Origin of the sequence: Bacillus sp. NPDC094106, assembly GCF_044764345.1 — a bacterium.
Lineage (GTDB): Bacteria > Bacillota > Bacilli > Bacillales > Bacillaceae_G > Bacillus_A.
Map to the genome: position 1 here is coordinate 274,679 of NZ_JBIWHY010000001.1, position 23,003 is coordinate 297,681.

The 23,003-nt window shown below is 33.6% G+C and carries 28 protein-coding genes and 2 pseudogenes; 11 read left to right on the plus strand and 19 right to left on the minus strand.

Annotation, left to right across the window (positions count from 1 at the left end; translation table 11 throughout):
* Positions 1–65 precede the first annotated feature (65 nt).
* From ACIQ7L_RS01530 to ACIQ7L_RS01540, 3 genes are read left to right on the plus strand one after another with little or no spacing between them, the layout of a single operon-like run.
* Positions 66–338, plus strand: coding sequence for a (2Fe-2S)-binding protein (locus tag ACIQ7L_RS01530; protein WP_400565839.1), 273 nt, complete (start codon positions 66–68; stop codon positions 336–338).
* Complete coding sequence (locus ACIQ7L_RS01535) at positions 335–667, plus strand: (2Fe-2S)-binding protein (protein WP_400565842.1); 333 nt, start codon at positions 335–337, stop codon at positions 665–667. Before ACIQ7L_RS01530 ends, ACIQ7L_RS01535 begins: the two co-directional genes overlap by 4 nt.
* The gene (locus ACIQ7L_RS01540) at positions 664–1,893 is read left to right on the plus strand and encodes an NAD(P)/FAD-dependent oxidoreductase (protein WP_400565844.1); all 1,230 of its coding nucleotides are present in this window, start codon (positions 664–666) and stop codon (positions 1,891–1,893) included. The genes ACIQ7L_RS01535 and ACIQ7L_RS01540 overlap by 4 nt, the downstream gene beginning before the upstream one ends.
* A gap of 82 nt (positions 1,894–1,975) precedes the next feature.
* Here ACIQ7L_RS01540 and ACIQ7L_RS01545 read toward each other — a convergent pair whose 3' ends face one another.
* The 3 genes from ACIQ7L_RS01545 to ACIQ7L_RS01555 all read right to left on the minus strand — a co-directional run bounded on the left by ACIQ7L_RS01545 (position 1,976) and on the right by ACIQ7L_RS01555 (position 3,503).
* Positions 1,976–2,563, minus strand: coding sequence for a DUF6609 family protein (locus ACIQ7L_RS01545; protein ID WP_400565847.1), 588 nt, complete (start codon positions 2,561–2,563; stop codon positions 1,976–1,978).
* A 194-nt stretch (positions 2,564–2,757) separates the two neighbouring features.
* Positions 2,758–3,066, minus strand: coding sequence for a YxcD family protein (locus ACIQ7L_RS01550; RefSeq protein WP_400565849.1), 309 nt, complete (start codon positions 3,064–3,066; stop codon positions 2,758–2,760).
* Positions 3,054–3,503, minus strand: a complete 450-nt coding sequence (locus tag ACIQ7L_RS01555; protein ID WP_400565852.1) for a hypothetical protein — start codon at positions 3,501–3,503, stop codon at positions 3,054–3,056. Before ACIQ7L_RS01555 ends, ACIQ7L_RS01550 begins: the two co-directional genes overlap by 13 nt.
* A gap of 258 nt (positions 3,504–3,761) precedes the next feature.
* On the opposite strand from ACIQ7L_RS01555, the gene ACIQ7L_RS01560 reads away from it, so the two are divergent.
* The 4 genes from ACIQ7L_RS01560 (at position 3,762) to uptA (ending at position 7,181) form a co-directional block, all read left to right on the plus strand.
* Entirely contained in the window at positions 3,762–4,526 is a 765-nt protein-coding gene (locus ACIQ7L_RS01560; RefSeq protein ID WP_400565855.1) for a DUF1836 domain-containing protein, read from the plus strand.
* 606 nt (positions 4,527–5,132) lie between these two features.
* The gene (locus tag ACIQ7L_RS01565; RefSeq protein ID WP_400565858.1) at positions 5,133–5,711 is read left to right on the plus strand and encodes a hypothetical protein; all 579 of its coding nucleotides are present in this window, start codon (positions 5,133–5,135) and stop codon (positions 5,709–5,711) included.
* Between the two features lie 2 nt (positions 5,712–5,713).
* A complete protein-coding gene (locus ACIQ7L_RS01570; protein ID WP_400565859.1) occupies positions 5,714–6,373 on the plus strand; it encodes a PspA/IM30 family protein in 660 nt (219 codons plus the stop codon).
* Between the two features lie 202 nt (positions 6,374–6,575).
* Positions 6,576–7,181, plus strand: coding sequence for an undecaprenyl phosphate transporter UptA (gene uptA, locus ACIQ7L_RS01575; RefSeq protein WP_335359180.1), 606 nt, complete (start codon positions 6,576–6,578; stop codon positions 7,179–7,181).
* An 81-nt stretch (positions 7,182–7,262) separates the two neighbouring features.
* Here uptA and ACIQ7L_RS01580 read toward each other — a convergent pair whose 3' ends face one another.
* The 8 genes and pseudogenes from ACIQ7L_RS01580 to ACIQ7L_RS01615 form a co-directional block, all read right to left on the minus strand.
* The gene (locus ACIQ7L_RS01580) at positions 7,263–7,790 is read right to left on the minus strand and encodes a GNAT family N-acetyltransferase (RefSeq protein ID WP_400565862.1); all 528 of its coding nucleotides are present in this window, start codon (positions 7,788–7,790) and stop codon (positions 7,263–7,265) included.
* Between the two features lie 55 nt (positions 7,791–7,845).
* A pseudogene (locus tag ACIQ7L_RS01585) lies at positions 7,846–7,971 on the minus strand (helix-turn-helix domain-containing protein); the annotation flags it as partial.
* Positions 7,972–8,055: 84 nt separating this feature from the next.
* A complete protein-coding gene (locus ACIQ7L_RS01590; protein ID WP_400565863.1) occupies positions 8,056–8,514 on the minus strand; it encodes a DinB family protein in 459 nt (152 codons plus the stop codon).
* A gap of 193 nt (positions 8,515–8,707) precedes the next feature.
* Positions 8,708–10,330, minus strand: coding sequence for a peptide ABC transporter substrate-binding protein (locus tag ACIQ7L_RS01595; protein WP_400565866.1), 1,623 nt, complete (start codon positions 10,328–10,330; stop codon positions 8,708–8,710).
* A gap of 23 nt (positions 10,331–10,353) precedes the next feature.
* Positions 10,354–11,355, minus strand: a complete 1,002-nt coding sequence (locus tag ACIQ7L_RS01600; RefSeq protein WP_400565868.1) for a C40 family peptidase — start codon at positions 11,353–11,355, stop codon at positions 10,354–10,356.
* A gap of 61 nt (positions 11,356–11,416) precedes the next feature.
* Positions 11,417–12,469, minus strand: a complete 1,053-nt coding sequence (locus ACIQ7L_RS01605; protein ID WP_400565870.1) for a dipeptide epimerase — start codon at positions 12,467–12,469, stop codon at positions 11,417–11,419.
* 69 nt (positions 12,470–12,538) lie between these two features.
* Positions 12,539–12,865, minus strand: coding sequence for a DUF3870 domain-containing protein (locus ACIQ7L_RS01610; RefSeq protein WP_400565872.1), 327 nt, complete (start codon positions 12,863–12,865; stop codon positions 12,539–12,541).
* Positions 12,866–13,419: 554 nt separating this feature from the next.
* Positions 13,420–13,776: an FtsB family cell division protein gene (locus tag ACIQ7L_RS01615; protein ID WP_400565875.1), complete on the minus strand. Its 357-nt coding sequence runs from the start codon at positions 13,774–13,776 to the stop codon at positions 13,420–13,422.
* Between the two features lie 299 nt (positions 13,777–14,075).
* On the opposite strand from ACIQ7L_RS01615, the gene ACIQ7L_RS01620 reads away from it, so the two are divergent.
* A complete protein-coding gene (locus ACIQ7L_RS01620; RefSeq protein ID WP_400565876.1) occupies positions 14,076–15,002 on the plus strand; it encodes an aldo/keto reductase in 927 nt (308 codons plus the stop codon).
* 410 nt (positions 15,003–15,412) lie between these two features.
* Here ACIQ7L_RS01620 and ACIQ7L_RS01625 read toward each other — a convergent pair whose 3' ends face one another.
* The gene (locus tag ACIQ7L_RS01625; RefSeq protein ID WP_097898252.1) at positions 15,413–15,643 is read right to left on the minus strand and encodes a hypothetical protein; all 231 of its coding nucleotides are present in this window, start codon (positions 15,641–15,643) and stop codon (positions 15,413–15,415) included.
* Between the two features lie 201 nt (positions 15,644–15,844).
* Positions 15,845–16,096: pseudogene (locus ACIQ7L_RS01630) on the minus strand (invasion protein); the annotation flags it as partial.
* On the opposite strand from ACIQ7L_RS01630, the gene ACIQ7L_RS01635 reads away from it, so the two are divergent.
* A complete protein-coding gene (locus ACIQ7L_RS01635; protein ID WP_400565878.1) occupies positions 16,095–16,508 on the plus strand; it encodes a hypothetical protein in 414 nt (137 codons plus the stop codon). The pseudogene ACIQ7L_RS01630 and the gene ACIQ7L_RS01635 overlap by 2 nt on opposite strands.
* 61 nt (positions 16,509–16,569) lie before the next feature.
* Here ACIQ7L_RS01635 and ACIQ7L_RS01640 read toward each other — a convergent pair whose 3' ends face one another.
* Entirely contained in the window at positions 16,570–17,070 is a 501-nt protein-coding gene (locus ACIQ7L_RS01640) for a DinB family protein (RefSeq protein ID WP_400565881.1), read from the minus strand.
* A gap of 221 nt (positions 17,071–17,291) precedes the next feature.
* On the opposite strand from ACIQ7L_RS01640, the gene ACIQ7L_RS01645 reads away from it, so the two are divergent.
* Complete coding sequence (locus ACIQ7L_RS01645) at positions 17,292–17,936, plus strand: alpha/beta family hydrolase (RefSeq protein ID WP_400565882.1); 645 nt, start codon at positions 17,292–17,294, stop codon at positions 17,934–17,936.
* Between the two features lie 149 nt (positions 17,937–18,085).
* Here ACIQ7L_RS01645 and ACIQ7L_RS01650 read toward each other — a convergent pair whose 3' ends face one another.
* The 5 genes from ACIQ7L_RS01650 to ACIQ7L_RS01670 all read right to left on the minus strand — a co-directional run bounded on the left by ACIQ7L_RS01650 (position 18,086) and on the right by ACIQ7L_RS01670 (position 22,418).
* Positions 18,086–18,787 carry a 5'-methylthioadenosine/adenosylhomocysteine nucleosidase gene (locus ACIQ7L_RS01650; RefSeq protein WP_400565883.1) on the minus strand — a complete coding sequence of 234 codons (702 nt, stop codon included), beginning with the start codon at positions 18,785–18,787 and terminating at the stop codon, positions 18,086–18,088.
* 22 nt (positions 18,788–18,809) lie between these two features.
* Entirely contained in the window at positions 18,810–19,805 is a 996-nt protein-coding gene (locus ACIQ7L_RS01655) for a phosphotransferase (protein ID WP_400565884.1), read from the minus strand.
* 50 nt (positions 19,806–19,855) lie between these two features.
* The gene (locus ACIQ7L_RS01660; protein WP_400565885.1) at positions 19,856–20,608 is read right to left on the minus strand and encodes a WecB/TagA/CpsF family glycosyltransferase; all 753 of its coding nucleotides are present in this window, start codon (positions 20,606–20,608) and stop codon (positions 19,856–19,858) included.
* Between the two features lie 225 nt (positions 20,609–20,833).
* Positions 20,834–21,004, minus strand: a complete 171-nt coding sequence (locus ACIQ7L_RS01665) for a hypothetical protein (protein ID WP_400565887.1) — start codon at positions 21,002–21,004, stop codon at positions 20,834–20,836.
* Positions 21,005–21,143: 139 nt separating this feature from the next.
* Positions 21,144–22,418: an APC family permease gene (locus ACIQ7L_RS01670; RefSeq protein ID WP_400565890.1), complete on the minus strand. Its 1,275-nt coding sequence runs from the start codon at positions 22,416–22,418 to the stop codon at positions 21,144–21,146.
* Between the two features lie 142 nt (positions 22,419–22,560).
* On the opposite strand from ACIQ7L_RS01670, the gene ACIQ7L_RS01675 reads away from it, so the two are divergent.
* The gene (locus ACIQ7L_RS01675) at positions 22,561–22,995 is read left to right on the plus strand and encodes an Lrp/AsnC family transcriptional regulator (RefSeq protein ID WP_400565893.1); all 435 of its coding nucleotides are present in this window, start codon (positions 22,561–22,563) and stop codon (positions 22,993–22,995) included.
* The last annotated feature ends 8 nt before the right edge of the window (positions 22,996–23,003 follow it).

Genomic DNA, 23,003 nt, shown 5'->3' on the forward strand with positions numbered 1-23,003 from the left:
CCTTCTCTATATTGGCATACTTTTTGCATTATATTTTTGTAAACCGAACTAGAGGAGGAATACAAATGTCTAACAAAGAGAACTTCATTGTTTGTCGTTGCGAAGAAGTTACATACGGTCAACTTCAATCTACAATTACTGAATATAATTGCTCGGCACGGGAATTAAAGCTAAGAACGAGAGCAGGAATGGGTTTTTGCGGAGGACGTACATGTAGAGTCGTAATAGACCGAATGATAGAAAGTACCAATCCTGGAACATCACCTCATGAGATTCCATTAAAATATCAACCACCAATACGGGCGGTAACTTTTGGAACAGTAGGTGAAAATCAATGACTAGAATTTTACATCATCCTATTCTAGGTGATTTAGACAACCAAAAACGTATTTCTTTCCAATTTGATGGACAGAAATATGAAGCGTATGAAAATGAAACCATCGCTGCTGCACTTTTGGCAAATGAAATAAGAACTTTGCGTATTCACGAAGATAGTGGCACACCTAGAGGGATTTATTGTAACATCGGACATTGTTCAGAATGCCGCGTAACAGTTAATCATCAAACAAATGTAAGAGCATGTTTAACGGTAGTAGAAAAAGATATGATTGTTGAAAGTGGCAAACAACATCCGAATATTATAAGAAAGATGGTTGAAAAGCGATGATTGATGTAATTGTAATTGGTGCGGGACCAGCAGGATTAGCAGGAGCAATCGCTTGTGCTAATTCTAGCCTCAAAGTAATTGTTGTTGATGAATTTATAAAGCCTGGTGGCCGATTATTAGGGCAACTCCATCAAGAGCCTACTGGCGAATGGTGGAACGGAATAAAAGAATCAGAACGCCTTCATCAAGAAGCAAAAGCACTTTCTGTTGATATTCGGTGTGGTGTATCCGTATATAATTTAGAAAAAGCTGAAGACCTTTGGTATGTACATACAAACATAGGTACGATAGAAGCTCCTTTTATATTACTAGCTACCGGGGCAGCTGAATACCCTATCCCACTTCCTGGATGGACTTTGCCCGGTGTCATGTCAATTGGCGCGGCTCAAGTTATGACGAATGTTCACAGAGTTCAAGTTGGCAAAAAAGGGATTATTATCGGCGCTAATATTTTATCATTTGCGATTTTAAACGAACTGCAATTAGCAGGCATTACTGTTGATCATATTGTACTCCCTGAAAAAAGTGATCTTAGTCAAAAAGCTGGTGAACCTGAGGAAGTTTTAAAATCACTATTGAACGCAGCTCACCTCGCTCCGTCAGCCCTACTTCGCATTGGAAGCCGCTTCATGAAAAAGGATTGGTTTAGAAAAATCGGTTTGAACTTTTATCCAAATAACGGCATAAAAGTAAACGGCACGCCTCTCCATCTTCGTAAAGCGGCGCTTGACATTATCGGAGCAGATAAGGTAGAAGGTGTTCGTGTGACCAGTATTGATGCGAAAGGTGACATTATTGTAGGATCAGAAGAAGTATATGAAGCAGATTTTGTTTGTATAGCGGGCGGCTTATATCCCCTGGCGGAGCTCGCAGCTGTTGCCGGCTGCCCTTTCCAGTACATCCCTGAACTTGGCGGACATGTGCCTCTCCATTCAGAGGCAATGGAAACCCCTCTTTCCGGATTATTTGTATCTGGAAATATTACAGGAATTGAAAGCGGAAAAATTGCTATGGCACAAGGAACTGTGGCTGGGCTTTCAATTACTAAACATGCTTGTGCAAAATCAAATTCAATCGACCAACAATTACAACAAGCAATTCAAAATGTTCACGTTATCCGCCAGCAAGCTGTCATTCAGTTTAATCCAAACATTGCAGCTGGCAGACAGAAAATGAATGAACTTTGGCGTAATTATTCTTCACATGATGTTAAACAAATTATATAGTTTATTAAAAATAAAGAGTGCCTAGCTTAGCTGGGCACCTTAATGAAAAGAACAGTATGTACTTCATGCTTCTTCTTACTCGTTATACATTTTTTGAGTAATGACTTGTATTATTCATATCTGGATTTTTAGATAAAAATAAGCCTATACCAAATAAAACTTTTACAACACCATCAGCTACTGCAATATATATAAATGGTGTTTCTGCTTGAATAAAACCAAACAATGCAATGATTACTAATGGACTTGAAAGATATATCATGCTCTTCCCATGTACGAGTGCAAATGGAATGAAATGAATACCTGTCGCAAGTAAAGCTCCTAGCCAAATCATACGATAGTCGTATGTTTCAAAGTATCTCCCTGAAATTAAACCCATAAGTACAAATAAAAGAACAATAGATAAGTTCGACACTTTAGATTGAAATGTAGACATAGGACCAAAGGAATATTTTTTCCTTACAGATTTGCTACCTAAAATAAATTTAAAACCGACAAAGTAGCCGACCAAAAAAACTATAGGATGAATAAAATATTTTCCGCCTACAACAGCTGATGCAATGATAGTAATTCCTACCCATATTAACCATATACCACAAATGCGTTTATTTAAAAACTGTAATGCCTCTCCCTCCTCATACCCTAATTTCTTTGCTAGCTTTTGTAACACTTTCATCATTCCCCTTATAAATTGTTGTATAATTCAGATCACTCTAATTATACAGTTATAACAGTGTCCCTACTAGTTTAATTTAACAAAATTATACAAACCACAAGTCATCCCTTAAACTCCCAACTTAACTCCATTACAACATGCACATAATAAAAAGAGCTGCTGAGATTACTCTCAACAGCTCTTTTTCACTACTCATCCGAATTATTAAAATTCGCTAGCGCGATAATACCTTCTTCATCATCTAATTCAAGCTGCAATCTTGCAGCAAATGGATTGACATTGTATGCTGTATCAAGCCATAAGCGGAGTGCTTCAATTAAGTTTGTTTGAATTAAAATTTGCCTGCGACCATTTACTTCTACTTCAGCAGAAAAACCATAGTCATCATCATACATCAGCTCAACTAAAACTGCTTCTGGACCAACTTGTCTCTTTTCAGCAATATATACACACAGTGCGTTTATAAGCTCTTGCTCGGAAATTTTTATCGTCTCCATGCTGCTTCTTCCGCCTGTTTCTTACGTTGATTTTTGAAATATTTAAATGCTCGAACCGCTAACATTACGATACCAGCCATTACTAACATATTTACCATAAACGCTAATATAGAACCAAGTGCTCCCATATTTGAGAATAAGCTTCCCATCAATAGACCACCAAGACCACCTAGTAATAAACCTTTCATAAAGCTTCCTTTATTACTTTTTGGTGCTGTATTCGTTGCTTTTGTTTTTGTGTCTGGAGTTGTTTTTTGTGCATTTACATTAGAATCTTTTTTGTTTAAATCCACTTTTGACTTTTGTCCTGAACTTGGTGAATATGATTTTTGACCAGATTTGTAACTTTTCGCTGCTGCATGATCTACGAAAACAAAGCTGCTAGCCCCAAAAACAACCATAAATGCAGTCATTACTGTAACCAGTTTTTTTAACATAGTGTACCAATTCTCCTTTTGCTATAGATATATGTGAAATCTATCTTTCTTTAAAGCAAGAATGATAGATTCATTTTAAAGATAAATAAAAAGTTCTTATGAACCTATTATATGAACTTTTTCAGAAATAAGCAAGTGTTATTTGTTCGTGACAATTTCATAACAAAGGAAAAATTAAACAAAATGGAATTGACTTTACACAAAACAAAACATATTATATGGTCATAAGAACTTTTTATAATTTTTGGAGGTGAAAAGATGGAAACATTTCATCTCACACGAAACGAAATGGCAACGCTCCTTCTTTCTCTAAGAGGATGGAATACAAAAAAGCCTCTTAGTATTTTACAAGAAGCTTGGGCAAAGTCTCATAAAAAAGATATTGAAAGCGGACAAAGTGTTACAGCTTTTATAACAACCGCACTCTCACCTATCTTTGAAAAACTGATAAAAATTGAAGACACAGATATTGGCTTTTCTTTAAATGAAATTGTTGCGCTTGGTAATCAAATTGAAAATACCAGTTTCTCTGTAACTGCTATGCAAAACTGGGTAAAACGAGATATAAAAGAAATGATTGGTTCTCCGCAAAAAGGAAAGAAATATTCGATTGAACAAGCAGCTTTACTATTCATCGTTGAAGATTTAAAAACAGCACTTGATTTTGAATCTATTCGTAAATTGTTAAGACTCATTGTAAATGACCCGGCAGATCGCAGTGACGATTTAATTAATCCCGTCCATCTATACGTCGCTTATTCTTCTTTATTTGAAGAGTTGAATCAAGGAGATTGCTTACAACTAAACGCGACTCATACCATTCATACGATTGAAAATATTGTAAAAGAAAAAGCAGATAAAATTGCAAGTCAGTTTGATCAAGTCAATAACGAGCAACGCGAAGCTATTCGTAACGCCATTATTATCGCAACACTTTCTGTACATACCGCATATGTACAAATGTTAGCAAAGCGTTATGTCTCCGCAACACTATTTTTACAAAATTTAGATGTGAAGCCATAAAAAAGAGGAGCGCAATGCGCTTCTCTTTTTTTGAACTTTTGTATTATAAATCATACATATATTCTCTCCGCGGTAAATGAACTCCTTCTTGCACATACTTTGCAGTCTATAGTATCAAAAATAACGGTTTCTATTTATGCAAATACGTGCCTCTCTTTATAGGTTCCTAAAATCTCCTTTTATCTTTTCTTCCCTCTTTAAACTTTGAAAGGGAGAAAATTCTGCCATTTCAACCATTTTCAAAGTAGTAAAATATCATCTAATATCACTTCATCAATTAAGCAAAAAAAATCGCCCACTGTTCATTCTTCTTATCTCTTTTAAAAGAAGCTTTGTAATACCAAGGCTATAAACTGAAATTTTTTCTTCTTTTATCTTCTGAAAAACAGCTCACTTACAAGATGAGAAAATTCTAATATACTTTTCATTCTATCTTCATTAAGCTTTCAGACCACTTTAATTTCTACGCTTTACTATAAGTAATACAAACACAAGGGAGATGATGAAGCTAAAATAAACTTTCAAATTTGTACGTTATGAGCGTTATGCGAATCTCATTTTTTCCAGTTATGAAAGAAACACAAATATATGGCAGGAGGTGAGAATATGAAGAAACAAAAAAAGAAGCGTACAAAATTCCGCTGGCTTATATGGGTAAGTATTATTTCTATCTCCTTGGCAATATTCCTGGGAACTCTCGGATTGCACATGGAAAGATGGCATCATGAAAAACGTGAGGCCTTTGCCGTGGAACATAGTGGACAAACTTCTTACTCTAAAGGCGAAAGACATCATATCAAACAAGAGAATTTCGAAAACGAGAAGCCTGTTCAACATTATGAAAAACATCATGGAAAGCATCATGAAGAAAAATTTGATGGGATTTTCCTTATCCTTTTAACAATTGAGTTAAGCTCCATTCTTTTAGGATGGTTTATTCTCAAAAAAGCAGAAGGCCAAATGATAAGAAAATGGATTGGTATCCTTCTTATTATCATTGGTGTATTACCACTTCTTCCCCTTTTCGCTGTCGTGGTATTTCCAATTTGGCTGTATAAAAAAAGAAAACAAAACTCGCTACAATCTACAACTGACTATACAATGGACAGCTATTTAGTCCTATCAAATAATAAAGCGGATATTCTTGATCAATGGGAAAGACAAATTCGTAAGGAGGAGAAATAAAAATGGGTATTTTTAAAAGAATTAAAAACATTGTAATCGCGGATGTGCATGAAACTTTAAATAAACTAGAAAATCCGGTAAGTATGTTAAAACAATACATACGAGAAACGGAGCAACAAGTGGCAAAATCACAACAAGCTTTATCTCAGCAGCTATTCTTAGAAAAAAAATATGAATCGCTTATTACAGAAACAGAGGCTGTTATTGCAAAAAGATCTCGTCAGGCTGAGCTTGCGGTATCTCGCAATGAAGATGATATGGCACAATTGGCACTTCAAGAAAAAATTACGCATGAGAAAAAGCTAGAAATGTATCAAGAACAGTACAATGTAGTAAAACAACAAACTTCAATCTTATATGAGCAAATTGATACACTACAAAAAGAATACCAAGAATTACAATATAAAGAACTCGTGCTTGTTTCTAGATTACATGTAGCACGTACAATGAAAGAAAACAATACAGCCATTGCATCTTTTCATACAGAAAATGCCGTGAAGGGTTTCGCAAGAGTAGAAAGTTTTATTCAAAAAGTAGAAGCTGAGGCCTCTGCAAGTAACTACTTTAATCAAATAAAGCCTATTTCTTATACACACGATACGGAAATTGAGCTAAAAGAAGCAGTACAAAAAGAACTAGAAAAATTAAAAGTACAGAAGTAAAAACTATTCGCTCGTTTCATTTTTTGAGACGAGCGAAAATTTTTTTACAACCATTCATAAAATAAATAAACAAGCAATCTATAAAGAATAAGTGTTTTTTCAAAAATCCACCCCCATTCTTTTATAAATTCTCGTATACTTAACATGTAAGGAATATTTTTTTCTCTTACTCCTAAAAAATCTCATATATAGAAGGTGCAACATGTTAGAAAGTTTTATTCATTCCGTATTACAATTTTTAGAAGGACTAGGCTACTGGGGCATTATGTTCGGGCTCATGATCGAGATTATCCCAAGTGAAATTGTTCTTGCTTATGCAGGATATTTAGTATCCACAGGAAGCATCTCATTTATAGGAGCTGTTGTATTTGGTACAATTGGTGGTGTTATTGCCCAAATCTTTATTTATTGGATTGGTCGATACGGTGGACGCCCTGTATTAGAGCGTTATGGTAAATACATTTTCATTCATAAAAAACAAATCGATGCTGCAGAAGCATGGTTTAATCGTTATGGAACTGGCGTTATTTTCACAGCACGTTTCATTCCAGTTGTTCGTCATGCCATTTCAATCCCTGCCGGAATTACAAAGATGTCATTTATACGATTTGTTAGCCTTACAGGACTTGCGATTATCCCATGGTCCATCATTTTTATCTATTTAGGTGAAAAACTAGGAGAAAATTGGGGTAATATCAATGATGTTGCTGGACCATATGTCAAATCATTTGCCATTGGCGGAATTATCCTTATTACTTTATACTTCGCTTTAAAAATATGGTTAAAGAAGCGAAAAAAACGTGCTTAAATTTAAAAAATATATACCTCAAATACTTTCGCTACAAGCTCATATTCAATTCAGAACTTGTAGCGTTTTTATTTTACATTGCTATTGAGATGAATTCGTATATTCATAATATGATAATTGACGTCCGTCATAATCCACATCTTTTATGTACTTAAATCCAACCTTTTCTAACACATTCTTCGATTTCTCATTCACAAGTTTAATTCTTGCTGATACTTTTTTGACTTTTAAATCCTGAAAAGCATATTGAATCGATGCATGGGCAGCTTCTGTAGCATATCCATTTCCCCAACACTTCGGATCAAGAAGATACATAATTTCCACGTCTTCTGTTCCATCCATATACCTTAAACCACAATGCCCTATCATTTCTCCCGTTATACGATTAAATAGGAACCATACTCCAAAACCATTCTTTTCCCAATGTGATATAAACTGTCCAACATATTGTTCAGCTTCTTTCCGTGACATACCTCTAGATACTGCAAGCCATTTACCAACTTCATTGTTTTTCACTATTTCATAGAATTCATCAATATCTTCTATGCTCGGTTTTCTCATAAAAAATCTTTTCGTATGAATTATATTTCCTTTCACATCTATAGACATATCATTTTCCCCTTTAGTCAAAATTTCATCTTATATCCTGGTAAATTATACTATATAATCCTTTTTCTTTGTATGCATCATTCCATTTAGCAAGAAAATAGTTATATACAAAGCGTGAACAACCAATTGTTTTATTGGTTAAAATAGATTCTTTACTTGCTAGTCGGTGTAGTGATTTCATAAAAAAGTTTGATTATTCCCCATAGGTTCTTATTCAACTAAAGCTCCCTGTTAGTTGAATGAGTAGTACTACTATATAAATTAATCATAATAATTTTTGAATTTGCCTATAATGATGAAGATCATGCTCTACTAACCCTAGAAAATAACTATGGAATGATATTTTGTCCTTTCCTAGAATAAAGTCCTGTGTCCATAACTCATCAGTTAAATCATTTATTGTTTTAATTAACCTTTTCCTAACTACTATAAATCGATTAATTATTTCACCCTTTGTTCTAATCTTACTATCAATTGATGCTTGATGGTTTATTAAATCGACATTTGGACTCTTTGGTAATTGAGTACCTTTAAGTAAATAGGGAATACGCTGATTCAAAACAAATTCATCCCAAGGTATCAGATGTCCAATTACCTCAGCAATAGTCCACTTATCTTTATCTATTTGTGCTCTCCATTTTTCCTCAGATAAGTGTATTAAACTTCTTACCCAGTCAATAGATTCCTCATAGTGACTTATTATTTCCTTCTTTTTTTCATACAACTACATCAACTCCATTAATTTATTATTCAATTATTTATTACCATTCAAAGTTAATGATCTAAATTCCTTCTCGTACTAACCTGTCCCGTTTATACCTTAAGAAAAAAATCTAAAATTACTTAGAATTCTTTAATTGGAATACGCAAAAAACAGACTATCGTACAAACGAAGTCTGTTTTTTGCGTACCGTATTTTATTTTTGTATATCTGCCCATTTCAAACTTGTCGCTGGACCAAATTGGTGCACATATAGATCTTTCACATACGGCTTTTGTAAATATGATAATCCATGTTGGAACACCGGTGCAATCACCGCATCATCAAGCAGCATTTTTTCCGCCTCATGCATTGCCTTCCAGCGTGCCTGTTCATCGTTTCCTAGTTCCGTTTTTATCTTTTTAATTAAAGTATCGTATTCCGGATTTGCATAACCTGTATTATTCACACCACTTTCTGAAACGAAAACTTCTAAGTATGTCATTGGATCTGGATAATCCGGTAACCAACGAGATAACGACATTTCATATTCTTTCTTTTTCTCTAATGCTAGTTTTTGCGAATGAGGCTGCAATTTTATTTTTATCGTTAATCCTGGCAGGCTCTTCTCTAATTGTTCTTTAATATACTCTCCTACTTTTTTAAAGTTTTCTAAATCATAGTTTAACAGTTCTAATGTAACTTCATTTACTCCTGTCTCTTGCTTTGCTTTTTCCCAATATTCTTTCGCTTGTTTTACATTCGTTTTATTAAACTCCGCTCCAGTTTCTCTAAAGTCTTTCTTGTCTGGCCCTTTTAAAAATCCATTTGGCACATAGTAATTAGCAGGTACTGATCCATCATTTAAAAATGAAGTTGCAAGTCCCTTTTTATCAAACGCCATACTAAGCGCAAGGCGGGCATTTTTATTTTTAAGAATCGGTACATTTTCGTTAAAGCGGAAGAAATACATGACAGGATCGGTATATTGTTTTAATTCTTTATCGTTCTTGTATTTATCAACAAACTCTGTTGAAATTACAGCGCGATCAATCTTATCTGTTTGATATAAATTTACAACAGTGGAAATTTCTTTTACAATTTGATAATTTACTTCATCTAATCTCACTTCTTTTTTATCCCAATATTGATCGTTTTTCTTCATTGTAAAACTCGCTTCATGCTTCCATTCTGATAATGTAAATGGTCCATTGTACACCGTTTTATTTGCTTCTAAACCATATTTATCCCCTTGTTCTTTTGCATATTTTTCATTAATTGGGTAAAAAGATGGTAAACAAAGTAATTTAGTGAAGTAAGGTACGGGATGTTCTAATTCCACAACAAATGTTTTATCATCTTGTGCTTTCACTCCTAATTCTTCTAGTCCCATTTGCTTCTTATTAATCTTCTCTGCATTTTTCACATCATACATAATATAAGCATATTGGGAAGCTGTATCTGGATTAATAAGTTGCTTCCAAGCATATACAAAATCATGAGCTGTCACTGGATCTCCATTAGACCATTTTGCGTCACGCAAATGAAATGTATATGTTTTCCCATCTGTACTAACCTCATGCTTTTGTGCAGCTCCAGCAATCACTTCATCATTTTTTGATAATCTGAACAGCCCCTCCATCACATTATTTAATACGTTAAACGAAACAGCGTCTGTTACTTTTACTGAGTTTAATGACGGAATTTCACCAGTTTCTGTTAACTGTAATACTTTCTTCTCTTCTTTCGGTTTTGTAGTCGTTTTTTCTTTTCCACAACCAACTAAAAAGGAAGAAACAAGTAGAGTACTAACCAATGAAAAGCGAATGACCTTTTTCATTTAAAAACCCCCTATCTTTTCAATTAAGGCAAATAGCGACGAGCGCCTGCATATTCTTCTATATATCCCGGCGTGTCTATTGGAATGATTTCAACTGCCCTTTCTGCTTTTGGAGAGTGAATCATTTTCCCATCCCCAATATACATACCTACGTGATGAACACTTCCTTTCCCCTGATTATGAGCAAAGAAAATTAAATCACCTTTTTGTAAGTTTTCTTTATCAACCGCAATACCAGCTTTTGATTGTGGACCTGAATCACGAGGGATTGTAATACCATGCGATTTATAAATTGTATGTGTAAATCCAGAACAATCGAATCCAAAGCCACTTGTGCCAGCCCATATATATGCTAATCCTAAAAATTGCTTTCCAGCGTTCACTAAGTCATCACCTGTTGGAACAGGTATTTCATTTTGCGAAGCATAAACAGTACCATCTTTTTTCCGCAACCATGCCTTTTGGCCATTTGGTAGTAATACACGATACGAAATCGCATCTTCACTTAGTAGTGGTAAGCGTGTATTATAGCTCACTTCTAAAGACTTATTTTGATCAGAAGGGTTTATATATAAAATAGCTGTTGGTTTTGTAATCAACACGAATGGTTGATTCTTTTTATTGGCAAATTCTTGTGTGTACGTTAATTGTTTTGCAGGCATCCACCCAGGATACCCCTCATCATTTCTCGGCGTCGGTTGCCCATGCACCACTACTTTCACCCATTCACCTTGTTCCTCAACAACCGTTACTTCCTGACCTAGTAAAGCTTGCGTTTCTAGTTTATTTGTATTTGTTAACCAAAGTTTTTCATCAAGCGTCATTGATTTGGTCCATTTCCATAGATCAACAGGGTTTGTTGCACTTGGTGCATCAATTGGTCGAAGTAAATTTGGTCCAGTCCACAGCGTTGCAGCCGCAACGTCTATAAATGCTATATTCTCTTTTTTCTCTTCGGCATTTACTACCGATAGAGATGAAAAAATGAATAGTGTCGTTAAAAATACAGCCCCCATTTTTTTCATAAGCATCCCCCTTAAAAGATAGTTTGCTAAATGAATACATTCATTGAAAATAGTAAGCCTTCTAAGATTTTATATTCATTGCATGATGCAGGGTTACCTTTGGTCCGCTATAAGTAACTCCACTTGGTTCTTCCATTAACCATAATGGAGCATCAAGATCAAAATAGTGAATGTTCGGATGAGCAGTAGCTAAATGCGCGATAGCTGTAACGGAAAGCGAGGACTCCATCATGCTGCCAACCATACATTTCACACCAGCAGCTTCAGCAATATCAGCAATTTTCCACGCTTCTCGTATGCCACCGCATTTCATTAATTTAATATTTAACAAATCAGCATACTGACCTTGAACGAGCTTTAATGCATCCTGCGATGAAAAAACACTTTCATCTGCCATAATTGGTGTCTGTACATGATCTTTTACATACTTTAATCCCTCCCAATCTTTCGCATGAACGGGTTGCTCTACAAATTCAATATTTAAATTTCTATTCTCCATTTCTCGAATAATCGCAACAGCTTCTTTTGGTCCCCATCCTTGATTGGCATCTAATCGTAACGTAGTATCCTTTGGAACAATATTTCTAATTGCCTCAATCCGTTCTAAATCTAAATTTGCAGATTTACCAACTTTTATTTTCAACATGCGAAACCCTTTTTCTACGTGATTTTTTGCTTCTTTTGCCATTAATAAAGGCTCGTCAACACTTACTGTAATATCTGTTTGAATTTCTTTCTTTCCGCCTAATAACGCATACAATGGTATGTGATAAAACTGACAATACACATCATATAAGGCCATATCTACCGCTGCCTTGGCACTCGTATTCCCTACACAACTCGTTTGAATGTGTAACAACAATGTCTGAAGTTGCAGTATGTCTTTCCCAATTAATGCAGAACGAATTGGTCCCAAAATTGCTTCTTCAATCCCACCAGCAAAGTCGCCTGTAATAACTGGAGTCGCAGTCGCAGCTCCTTTCCCTACAATACCTTCATCTGTATGGATAAAAACATCAATACTTTCAATATCAGTTACAGTGCGCAACGCCGTTTTAAACGGTGTATGGAGTTTAATATAACGACGCTTCACTATTAAATCGGTAATTTTCATTTCATTCATCCTTTCTCTGTCCAATAAAAAAATCCAGCCATAAGAATGAATCTTACGGCTGGATTTTGTCTATGAATGTGTAGACAAAGCAGCGATTTGATTATATTTTTTTTGCGCATCTTTTAACGCTACAAGCAATGCTTTTTGAGATGATCCAAAATAACGATTTTTAATTTCTGTTACTAATTGCGGATCATTTATATTTTTATGTAGAAATAAATGCTTTACGAATTGAGCTGTTAATGAAATGGTTGCTGAACAATCCGCATCCATAATTTTCCCTGTATCCTTCTCAATAACAAATGCTACAAAATAACTTTTAAATTTTTCTGTAATTGGATTATTTTGAGGTGCTTTCGCATCCCCTACGATATAAATCGTATTAGAAGCGTACACATATATCTTCCTTTCTTATACGAGGATAACGGTTTTCTTAACAGTCGTATGAGCTGAGGACTCATCGTTCATTAAAAAATGTATCCGCTTACTGTAAGTATATATAATTGACAGAATTTTAACAATATTTATTTTGATATATATTCCATCACTAAATAACCAATCTCTAAAAATATATACTCCGCATGACTTACATACCCTGCACTTGAACTTCATGCAGCTATATACACAATTTCATTATTGATTTTTTAACCTTGCCGCATCATGTGTAAAAATAAAAGAATTGCTAACTTAACAAGACTAACTGATCGATGCACAAATTGCTCATTGTAACGATATGTAATTGCTCCTTGTATCATGACACTTATATTCCTGTTTATACTTTTCATTCGTTTTTCTATCTCTTATATAAAATCTGCTTTTTTCATATAGCTCCTTTTAAAAAATTATCCTACCTACAAACGTTCAGTTATGGTATACCTTTTTTCAAAAAGCATTTGGTCCAAAAAAGCAGTTAGCTATTCGCTAACTGCTTTCATTTCAACATTTCATATCTATTTAGGTAGTACAAATATAGTTTCATTCGGCTTAGAAAATTGATACTCTTTCCTCGCAAGCTTTAAAATTTCTTCTTCATTGTCCGTTAAATTTTCGACTTCACCCTTTAAATACCGTGAATCTTTTTTTAATGATAACAATTGCTTTTGCTGATTTTTAATCGTATCTCGCTTTGTTTGAATTATTTCTTCTTGTTTAGTAAGGATATAGTGAACATAAAAAGTTGCAGAAAAAATAAAAATAAAAGCTAAAATAAACCGCCTTATTTTCTTCTTATTTATAACTCGATATTCATTAGGCTGCGATTGATGTTGCGGTATATTAGGAACATTTACTTTCTTGAGTTTCCCCATGTTTTAAATCCCCCTAACCCATTTTATCTCACTGCCTCTCCTATGAGCTCTTACTAACTTAAATTCTCCTTTTCTAAAATAAGCTCCTCTATAAAAAAATCTCATAAATTAACCAATTAGAGATAGCTTTCGACGACATCTCTATATTTCAGATTAAAATTTTATTTTTTGTGCTGTAAAATCATACTTTATGCTGTTCCCTCCTCCAAATGTCAAATCACGCCTAGTACAATCTTCTCCACACATTACTCCTCCAATTGAATAGTTTAGTATAAATTGCTTATAAGGAAGGGAAATATATGCATTATCGCACATTAGGAAAAACAGGTATAACCGTTTCTGAAATTGGATTTGGCGCCTGGGCAATTGGCGGTGACGAATGGGGACCTGTAAATGATGAACATTCTATTACCGCAATGAAAAAGGCATTAGAATGCGGAATAAACTTTATTGATACCGCTGATGTATATGGTTTAGGGCATAGTGAAAAATTAGTCGCACAAGCAATAAAAGAGCATCGAAATGATATTATCCTTTCTACAAAGGGCGGATTAATTGGTCATCACTATGATCCTGACGGAGAACCTGTTTATAATACAGCCGAAAAAGTAATCGCCGTCTTTGAAACTAGCTTACTTCGCCTGCAAACAGATTATATTGATGTTTACTTTTGTCATATTTGGTGGGACAAAAAAGAAGAAACAGAAGCGTTCCTTCGCGCATTTGAAATATTAAAACGAGATGGGAAAGTAAGAGCTGTCGGTGTTTCTACACATGATTTACAATATATAAAAAACTTTAATAGAAACGATGAAATTGATGTTGTACAGCTCGACTATAATATACTAAATCGAAAGCCAGAAGAAGATATATTACCTTATTTACAAGAAAAAAATTTAGGAGCTGTCATACGTGGTCCATTAAAAATGGGAATATTAACAGGGAAGTTCACAAAGCAAACAACATTCCCTGATGGTGATTTACGTCAAGAATGGCCAAGAGAAATATGGTTTCAGGAAGATTTGCAAAAGGTAGAGAAACTAAGATTACTTTCTAGCGAAAACCGCAGTCTAGGGCAACTCGCACTTCGCTATGTGCTCTCACATCCAGCAGTATCTGTTGCAATTCCTGGTGCAAAAACCGAAATACAAGCGAAAGAAAATGCAACTGCTTCCATTCGCCCGCTCCTATCGGATAAAGAATTAACATATATAACAAAACTTTAAAACAAAACCAGCAGTTGTAAAAGCTTCACTGCTGGTTTTGTTCGATTCTTTTTCAAATAAAGAAGTTTACATAATAATATTATTTTAATAACATTCATCCGCTATCGATAATTCATTTTCCTAATACAAAAACGGTTCACTTTTAATAAGTTAATCGTTTTAGGAATTCATTTTTATAATTATTTATTTTTTCATTTTTCTGATTTAAACAAAAATATTTTTTTCTAAAACGCTACTAACTATACCATACGACCTTAGTGAACCATCATTCCTAAATGTGATAGCTCATTTTTTTAATACTAAAAACACTACTTCTAGATATGCTTTTTACATACATAAAGATAAAACACCTTTCTCCTTACATATGTAAAAAGCATTTGAATTGCACTCATTTATAGCTGATCTTCCTATTACATTAATCTATAACAATTTTGTTTTCTTCCTTTTCCTGTATCTTTTAATACATATGATTTTATTACAAGTGCTGTCAATGAATCCGTTAATGTTTTGTAAGATAAATTCGATAGTGCTAGTAAATCATTTGTATATAACATCCTATGTTTTTCTAATAATAATAGTACCAATCGTTCCGATGGCTTTAACGTTTCATCACTTTCTAGTATAAAATCCACATTTTTCATATACTAATTATTACTCCTTATATAAAAAAATAGTTTCAATTGATTATTTAATATAAAAATACTATACAATAAGATTAAAAATATACAGAAATAATATTAACCTTAGATGCTATTATACTATAACATACAGAAGAGCATTTCTCTAATTGAAAATGCTTTTCTACTTTTTCATCTTTCTTATATTAATATGGCTTCTATAGTCCCACGTTTATATACCTGTACTATACTTGAAATCGCTATTGTTATAGTCATTTTTAAATCCTTTAAAGTGTCTTCTCATAATTGTGCATATGCTAATCCATCTCGATGTAATTGAAATAGCCCAAAAAATGTTCCTTTATCCCCCACTGCTTTTCGATTACATTTTGTTTCATGATCAGCAATTGTGAGTGGAATCCAGTTTGGTATACCATTAGGATTTGAGGGTATAGTAAATACGAGGTGTTGTCCCATGTTAAAAAAAATAGGATTTGTTTTTCTGCTCTCATTCTTATTGTCAACAAATGTGTTCGCAGAAACAAATAAACAAATTGAAGTGTTTGATTGTCAAAAGGAAATAGTTATCCAAAAGCAATCTCCAAATGCAGAAATTCAAAAAGAAGCGATACAATATGCAAAATCAATTACTGGAGCATTTAAAAATATAAACGTTGTCCCTAAAACTGGACATATGGTAAAAATCCCTTTGTCTAAACCTGTGAGCATTACAAATCAATGGATACATACAACTATAGATGAAGTTCTTGTACTCCTTCCCCTTAACGAAAAACCCTATATTATGATTTATGATGATGAAAACAATCCACATTTTTATTATGTACAAGGTCATCCTGAACATTTATTAAAACATTTGAAAGTTATGTAATTACACAAAGAAAGATCCCATAGAGTATCATCTATAGGATCTTTTTCTAATCAACTGTAAATCAGGATTTTTTAATATTATTTTCATTTAAAAATTGTATAATCTGCCTTTTGTGATGATTATCATGGTCTATAAATTCTTTAATAATGTATAAAAGAGAATAAGGTATTCCTGTATGGGGACAATGAGATACTCCATTGGCAGTTAAATGTTCATTTAATTTGTCAAATGGCATCACACTAAGCTCTTTTACAAGTAGTTCCCTTTTATCTTTTGCTTCTTCAAGAAGTTTTATTGGGGATATACCTGATTTCGCATAATCAGATGCTATTTTATTATAAGTATCAAAATCAGGAAACTCCATACCCTTTCCCTCCCTCACCAATGGAAGTATTTTAGATAACAGATATTCATCCCAGTTCATAATATGAGATATTATCTCCCCAACAGTCCACTTCCCTTCAGATATTGGCGTAGTCCAAAATTCTTCTTCCATATCTTTCAATGTAATTAACCAAGATGAATATTCTTTGAAATTATTAATAATTTTATTTTCCCCCATTAATTCAATGCCTCATTTCAATAATAGATTTAGATAATTATACCATAAATCCAGATGGAATAAGAACAAGAGTTCGGTTTAAGAGTACAAAAACAAAATTAGATTATCAATTTTAGATTCAAATCACATACGATTTGAACCTTTTATTAAGGATGTAATTTATTTATAAAATAATTGGTAATTTATGCTATAATATTACAAAAGTTTCGGAGGGGAAAATGATGAAAGGAAATAAAAAAGAGATACAAACAAACGACAAAGCGATTCGTTATACACATATAGAAAAGGGTTCCAAAACGATTTGCTTTATGTTTTCAGGTTCAGGTTACAATTACGATAAACCCTTGTTTTATTATTCGACGATGGTAATGCTCCAAAACAAAATCGATATTGTCCATATCCATTACTCCTACGATGAGCAAACAATGAAAAAAACTATTGAAGAACTAACCAAAATAATGATGGATGATATTAATCCTGTGATTTTAGATGTTTTAAAAAATGGGCAATACAACAATTCGATTTTTTTAGGAAAATCACTCGGAACAATTCCAATTGCGAATGACTTAATGAAGAGAGATGAGTTCTTAAAGTCAAAAATGATTTTACTGACCCCTCTCATAAAGTCTGATTCGATTTTTGACTCAATCTTGAATAGCCATCATCAAGGGCTTTTAGTTATCGGGGATAAAGACCCTCATTACAATTCAAATCAAATTGACCAATTAAGTAAATCAAATTTAAAGATTGATGTTGTCCAAAATGCAAACCATTCCTTAGATGTTGAAGAATTTGAAACAACAAATTCAATTTTAGCTTTATCAAGGGTAATGGAAAAACTCCAAGAAACCGTTAGGACAAATTAGTGATAAACTGATATTATCAAAAGTTCACCAATTTAGGTGCTAATTTAATTGCTAAAATAAATGCAAAAGAGGTGCTAATTGCACCTCTTTTTAAATGGATATTTTTACCTAACCCGTTTTCATAAAAGAAGCCCTTCTTTTAAAGCACATCAAACTATTATTTCACCTGTCATATTCTTAATCATTTGCATGATAACTTCTGAAGAGTGATTCGCTGCAATTTTAGCGAAATTTTCATATGAAATAGTAGCTTCATCATCCGCACTATCAGAAATGCATCTAATTACAAGAAATGGTATATCATTCATAAAGGCAACATGTCCAATTGCGGACCCTTCCATTTCAGTACAGTGAGGCGCATATTCATTAAGTAACCTCTCTTTTTGTTTTGTATCTTCAACAAAGCATTCTCCACTTACGATTCTTCCCTCATGAACACTTATTTCTAAGTCACTAGCATGACATGCTTTTCGTGCAAGTTCTTTTAATTCCTCATTTGCAATAAATGTTTCTTGGAATGGAAACAAGTTCTTCATTTGATTTTTAGCCACATCATGATGTGTAACATTCGTAGAAATGACCAGGTCACCGACTTTAACGTCAGGATGTAAACCTCCCGCAACGCCTGTGTTAATTATACAATCCACTTCAAATTTATCTATTAAAATTTGTGCACACGAAGCTGCATTGACTTTCCCAATCCCACAGCGAGTGATAATAATCTCTTTGTCTTTAAAAATCCCTTTATAAAAAGGCATTTTTGCAATTGTGTATTCCTCATGAATATGTAGTTTTTCTAAAAGCAGGTCTATTTCAATTTGCATAGCGCCGATAATACCAATTCTATTCATATAACTAATTCCCCTCTCCCTGTTATATATGAGCAAGCATATTATGTAGTTCTTGATAATTTTCAGCTATCCATATCATTTCCTCTGCAAAACGCGTAGGCGGTACACTATGCTTATCCATATTTGCATGAATCCACCACTTACTTTCCATATACCATAGCATTTGAATCGCTCGAACAATCCCCCCCGTTGGAAAGCTTAATTCCGTGCGATATCCATTTAAAAAGGACGAAACAAGTTCAATATTGAGTTTCTTATCATCTAACGCACACGATATAACAGCACGAGCAACATCTAAATCTAAATAATCATAGCCCATTCGATCAAAATCAAGTATGGCCGATAAATTATCATTATCAAATAGTAAGTTATCAACCCACAAGTCCCGATGAACCCAACCTTGTATGCTTGTATGAAATACTTCTATAACTATAATTTTAGTCACTTCTTGTTGTAACTTAATAAAAGGGATGGTCTCTTCTTTTCCCAGCTTTTCTGCTTCTTTAATCATACTTTTCCAGTGAAGTAATTGTTCCTCTTGAGTTGGTAAAATAAAATGAGTAGTTTGTTCACTCATGAAAGAACCATCGTTTAGTAGTCTATGCATTTTACCTATCATTTGACCAAGATCATTCATTTGCTTTATATTTACTTTTCCCGGTTGAAGCGTTTGCCCTTTCTTATATTCCATCACTATAAATCTCTCATTAGATTTTGAAGTATGTAAAATATCATTCTCATAAGTTAACAGTCTCGGACATCGTACACCGCTCTTATGTAATCGTTGTTGCTGCTGTAATGCTTGTAATAAGAGATTTGGATTGTATAGCTTGTATCTATCTTTATTGTATTGTTTTAATAAATAGACTCCATCATCAGTTTCAATTTTCCACTTTAAATTTAACCACCCACGAATAATAGGTGTTGATTTTTGAACTTTAAATCTAAATAAATACTCACACTCTTCCTTTAAATCTTCAAAAATAACTGCAGCCTTTTCAGAGGAGATTGCCTCCATAGTATTTCATACCCCTTTATACCTTGATTTCATCAATTTTCATTTGAAAATTAACTTGCTATCTTTCTAACCCTCTCTGCCATAACTGATATTAAAAATTTTGGAAGTACAAGTTGCCTTCTTATTCTTTTAGGCTGTGTTATTAATCTATATAACCATTCTGTCCCAGTATCCCTCATAATCTTCGGCGCTCTTTTTACTGTACCAGAGAAAATATCAATCATTCCCCCTATGCCAATGGATAAAGGTACGTTTAACTTTTGAAGATTTTCATAAATAAACATTTCCTGTTTAGGTGATCCTAATCCCACTAATAATAAGTGTGGTTGAAATTGTTGAATTTGATCTTTAACCTCTTCTATCTCCTCATTATTTATAAAGCCATGCTGTCCTTTAAAAATAGCATGCGGGAAACGTGTCTTTAAATTTTCTAACGCTTTCTCATTACTTTCTGGTGCAGCACCAAAAAGAAACACACGGTATCCCTCTTGATTACAATACTCTATTAAATCATGAGCTAAGTCGGCACCTGTAACACGTTCTTTCAATCTTCCGTTCAAAATTTCAGAACCAAGTATAACACCTATTCCATCAGCCGTTATTAAATCAGCGGATAGTAAAATTTTCTTGAAACGTACAGATTCAGCTGAAGTCTGGTTAGCGCTCATTACAATTTCAGGATTCGCCGTAACGATAAACTTTGGTTTATTTCTCTTTTCAGTTAACCAGCCTTTTAATAGACTTATTACTTTGATATATTCTAAGCTGCAAAATGGTATACCCTTTATGTACTGTTGCTCCATTTCTTACATACACTTCCTCTATGTGTTCTTTTATAATAAAGTGAAACTTCCATCACCAATCGGGCTTTTACGGGATAAATGACTTAAACTTCCTCTTTCACAAATTGTAAATACTCATCAACATCCTTATTTATTTGAAACAATGCGTTCTTCCAAAACTCATTATCAGCAAGTTCGATGTGAAAGTATTGTTTCACCAACTCTTCAACTGAATGATTTCCAGTCTCAGACAAGAATTTGTATAATTTTTGAAAGAGTTTCTGAGTCTCGAACTTCTTTATATGTTTCTATTAATTGCTTAATAATTTCTATTTCTGTAGAAAGCATAGGATCGTTTGCTTTAGGATATAGTCTTTCCAATTCCCACCGAGTTGGATGATCGATGATTTGGTTCATTTTATATCCTCCTGTTTTTACAGATAGTTACAATAATGCATTCATTAGCTAATTATATATGAATCGAAATAATTTTCATATCTTTAAATATTCTAACTTCTACAAAACTTAGCTAGAAGTTATACAAACCTAGCACTCATTATAGATTATGAATGTGTTTCTTTTTACTTTTAATGTATAGATAGATTAAGCATGTTAATCCTACTGCTATTGGAATAGCAATTAATCCCCCAATAAAAGGGTATACCACAACACAGCATGTAAATGCTGTTACAGAAAAAATTTTTCCTATTCTATTCTTTATCAGCTTTATTCCCGCTGCAGTACCCACTATATATGTAACAATTCCTAATGAATTAGGGATTAGTACTATTTTATCTAAGCCAATGTGAAAAATAAAACTTATGAAAATCCCTGTTACTGCGATGAATCCTACTGTCATTAAAGCATGCGTCGGTGTATTACTTTTTTTATTCAAATAACCAAGATAATTAGGTGCAAACCCTTCTTTTCCTAGAGAATAACCAAGCCGACTCATACTTGCAACGAATGCATTCGTTGTACCTAAACAAATCATAAAAGCCACGAATCCAACTAACCATGAAGATTGGTCACCTAACGCGTTTTTTATAACGATTACAAGGGCAGTACTATTATCAGACTCTATAGAATATGATCCTGTCCCGATTACTGAAATGGCAATTCCAAAATATAAAACACCAATAATGACAATAGCAATCCCTGTAGAAAAAATAATATTTCTTTTTCTTGGAGATTTAAATTCAGGTGCTAAACTTGAAATGGCCTCCCACCCAAAGAAAGACCAAAATATTAATAATGAAGCATGTAAAATAGGTTGTAATTCATTTACTGAAACGTTCACGTTCATATTCTTCATTTCAATAGCAGGTATGGAGCAAACAATTGTTACGAGTAAGAGAAGAAAAGTTAAGACACCTATACATACTTGGAAGACTCCACCCATTCTGAACCCGAAGAAATTTGAGCAAATAGCTATACTTAATATAAGAATGGCTAGCACATATGCAAAATAAACAGGCAAATTGAAGACCTTAGCAATATACACCCCGCCTGTTAGAGACACGATAATTTGCCCAACACTTCCAGCAATAAAAAAACACCATCCTATTATAGCCCCAACATTTTTTCCAAAAGCTTTTTCAGAAAATGTTGCAATTCCACCTGCACTAGGATACTCAATAGACAAAAATGCAAAAGTAAACGCAAGCGGAATACTGAGAAAAATCATTAAGAACCAAGAAATAATAGCATTTCCCCCTGCTATACTCGCTGTCATACCTGGCAAAATAAGAATTCCTGATCCTAAAACAGCTCCCACATATAAAGCGGTACCCTTTCCAATAGAAATCGTTTCTTTAAAATCATTAGACATTCTAAGCACCTCCATTTATATTTAAATTATAGAAAGTTATCAATCTATTTTGTATTCAAAAATGAACATAAATTTCTTCGGAACTTTATATTATGAAGTTATTTTAGTTATTTATTTTCAGTTTCATAAAGGAGTATACGTTATGGATGCAATCGATAAAAAGATAATTTTACTTTTACAAGAAGATGCCAGAATGACAATTAAAGAAATGACTGAACATTTACATCTTAGTCGTCCGAGTGTTACCGAAAGAATAAAACGATTACATGATGCGGGAATAATCGAAAAATATACAGCACGTATTTCCCTAGATGCAGTTGATAAAGGAATTCAAGCGTTTTTAAGAATAGAGAACTTAAACATTCCATGTAAAAAATTCGAAGAAAAAGTATATAACGAACATAGAATACTTGAATGTCACCGAGTAACAGGAGAAAGTAGCTATTACTTAAGAGTAGCTGTGCAATCAATGAAAGAATTAGAATCATTAATCGATATTGTAATCCCCTTTGGTACAGTAAAAACCTCTATGATACTCTCCTCACCAATCCCTTACAGACCAATTATTGTAGAATAGACATAAGA

Bases quoted from the DNA above. Each gene is read 5' to 3' on its own strand.
- ACIQ7L_RS01530 (WP_400565839.1), top strand. From the start codon at position 66: ATGTCTAACAAAGAGAACTTCATTGTTTGTCGTTGCGAAGAAGTTACA.
- ACIQ7L_RS01535 (WP_400565842.1), top strand. From the start codon at position 335: ATGACTAGAATTTTACATCATCCTATTCTAGGTGATTTAGACAACCAA.
- ACIQ7L_RS01540 (WP_400565844.1), top strand. From the start codon at position 664: ATGATTGATGTAATTGTAATTGGTGCGGGACCAGCAGGATTAGCAGGA.
- ACIQ7L_RS01550 (WP_400565849.1), bottom strand. From the start codon at position 3,066: ATGGAGACGATAAAAATTTCCGAGCAAGAGCTTATAAACGCACTGTGT.
- ACIQ7L_RS01555 (WP_400565852.1), bottom strand. From the start codon at position 3,503: ATGTTAAAAAAACTGGTTACAGTAATGACTGCATTTATGGTTGTTTTT.
- ACIQ7L_RS01560 (WP_400565855.1), top strand. From the start codon at position 3,762: ATGGAAACATTTCATCTCACACGAAACGAAATGGCAACGCTCCTTCTT.
- ACIQ7L_RS01565 (WP_400565858.1), top strand. From the start codon at position 5,133: ATGAAGAAACAAAAAAAGAAGCGTACAAAATTCCGCTGGCTTATATGG.
- ACIQ7L_RS01570 (WP_400565859.1), top strand. From the start codon at position 5,714: ATGGGTATTTTTAAAAGAATTAAAAACATTGTAATCGCGGATGTGCAT.
- uptA (WP_335359180.1), top strand. From the start codon at position 6,576: ATGTTAGAAAGTTTTATTCATTCCGTATTACAATTTTTAGAAGGACTA.
- ACIQ7L_RS01580 (WP_400565862.1), bottom strand. From the start codon at position 7,790: ATGTCTATAGATGTGAAAGGAAATATAATTCATACGAAAAGATTTTTT.
- ACIQ7L_RS01595 (WP_400565866.1), bottom strand. From the start codon at position 10,330: ATGAAAAAGGTCATTCGCTTTTCATTGGTTAGTACTCTACTTGTTTCT.
- ACIQ7L_RS01600 (WP_400565868.1), bottom strand. From the start codon at position 11,355: ATGAAAAAAATGGGGGCTGTATTTTTAACGACACTATTCATTTTTTCA.
- ACIQ7L_RS01605 (WP_400565870.1), bottom strand. From the start codon at position 12,469: ATGAAAATTACCGATTTAATAGTGAAGCGTCGTTATATTAAACTCCAT.
- ACIQ7L_RS01615 (WP_400565875.1), bottom strand. From the start codon at position 13,776: ATGGGGAAACTCAAGAAAGTAAATGTTCCTAATATACCGCAACATCAA.
- ACIQ7L_RS01620 (WP_400565876.1), top strand. From the start codon at position 14,076: ATGCATTATCGCACATTAGGAAAAACAGGTATAACCGTTTCTGAAATT.
- ACIQ7L_RS01625 (WP_097898252.1), bottom strand. From the start codon at position 15,643: ATGAAAAATGTGGATTTTATACTAGAAAGTGATGAAACGTTAAAGCCA.
- ACIQ7L_RS01635 (WP_400565878.1), top strand. From the start codon at position 16,095: ATGTTAAAAAAAATAGGATTTGTTTTTCTGCTCTCATTCTTATTGTCA.
- ACIQ7L_RS01640 (WP_400565881.1), bottom strand. From the start codon at position 17,070: ATGGGGGAAAATAAAATTATTAATAATTTCAAAGAATATTCATCTTGG.
- ACIQ7L_RS01645 (WP_400565882.1), top strand. From the start codon at position 17,292: ATGAAAGGAAATAAAAAAGAGATACAAACAAACGACAAAGCGATTCGT.
- ACIQ7L_RS01650 (WP_400565883.1), bottom strand. From the start codon at position 18,787: ATGAATAGAATTGGTATTATCGGCGCTATGCAAATTGAAATAGACCTG.
- ACIQ7L_RS01655 (WP_400565884.1), bottom strand. From the start codon at position 19,805: ATGGAGGCAATCTCCTCTGAAAAGGCTGCAGTTATTTTTGAAGATTTA.
- ACIQ7L_RS01660 (WP_400565885.1), bottom strand. From the start codon at position 20,608: ATGGAGCAACAGTACATAAAGGGTATACCATTTTGCAGCTTAGAATAT.
- ACIQ7L_RS01665 (WP_400565887.1), bottom strand. From the start codon at position 21,004: ATGAACCAAATCATCGATCATCCAACTCGGTGGGAATTGGAAAGACTA.
- ACIQ7L_RS01670 (WP_400565890.1), bottom strand. From the start codon at position 22,418: ATGTCTAATGATTTTAAAGAAACGATTTCTATTGGAAAGGGTACCGCT.
- ACIQ7L_RS01675 (WP_400565893.1), top strand. From the start codon at position 22,561: ATGGATGCAATCGATAAAAAGATAATTTTACTTTTACAAGAAGATGCC.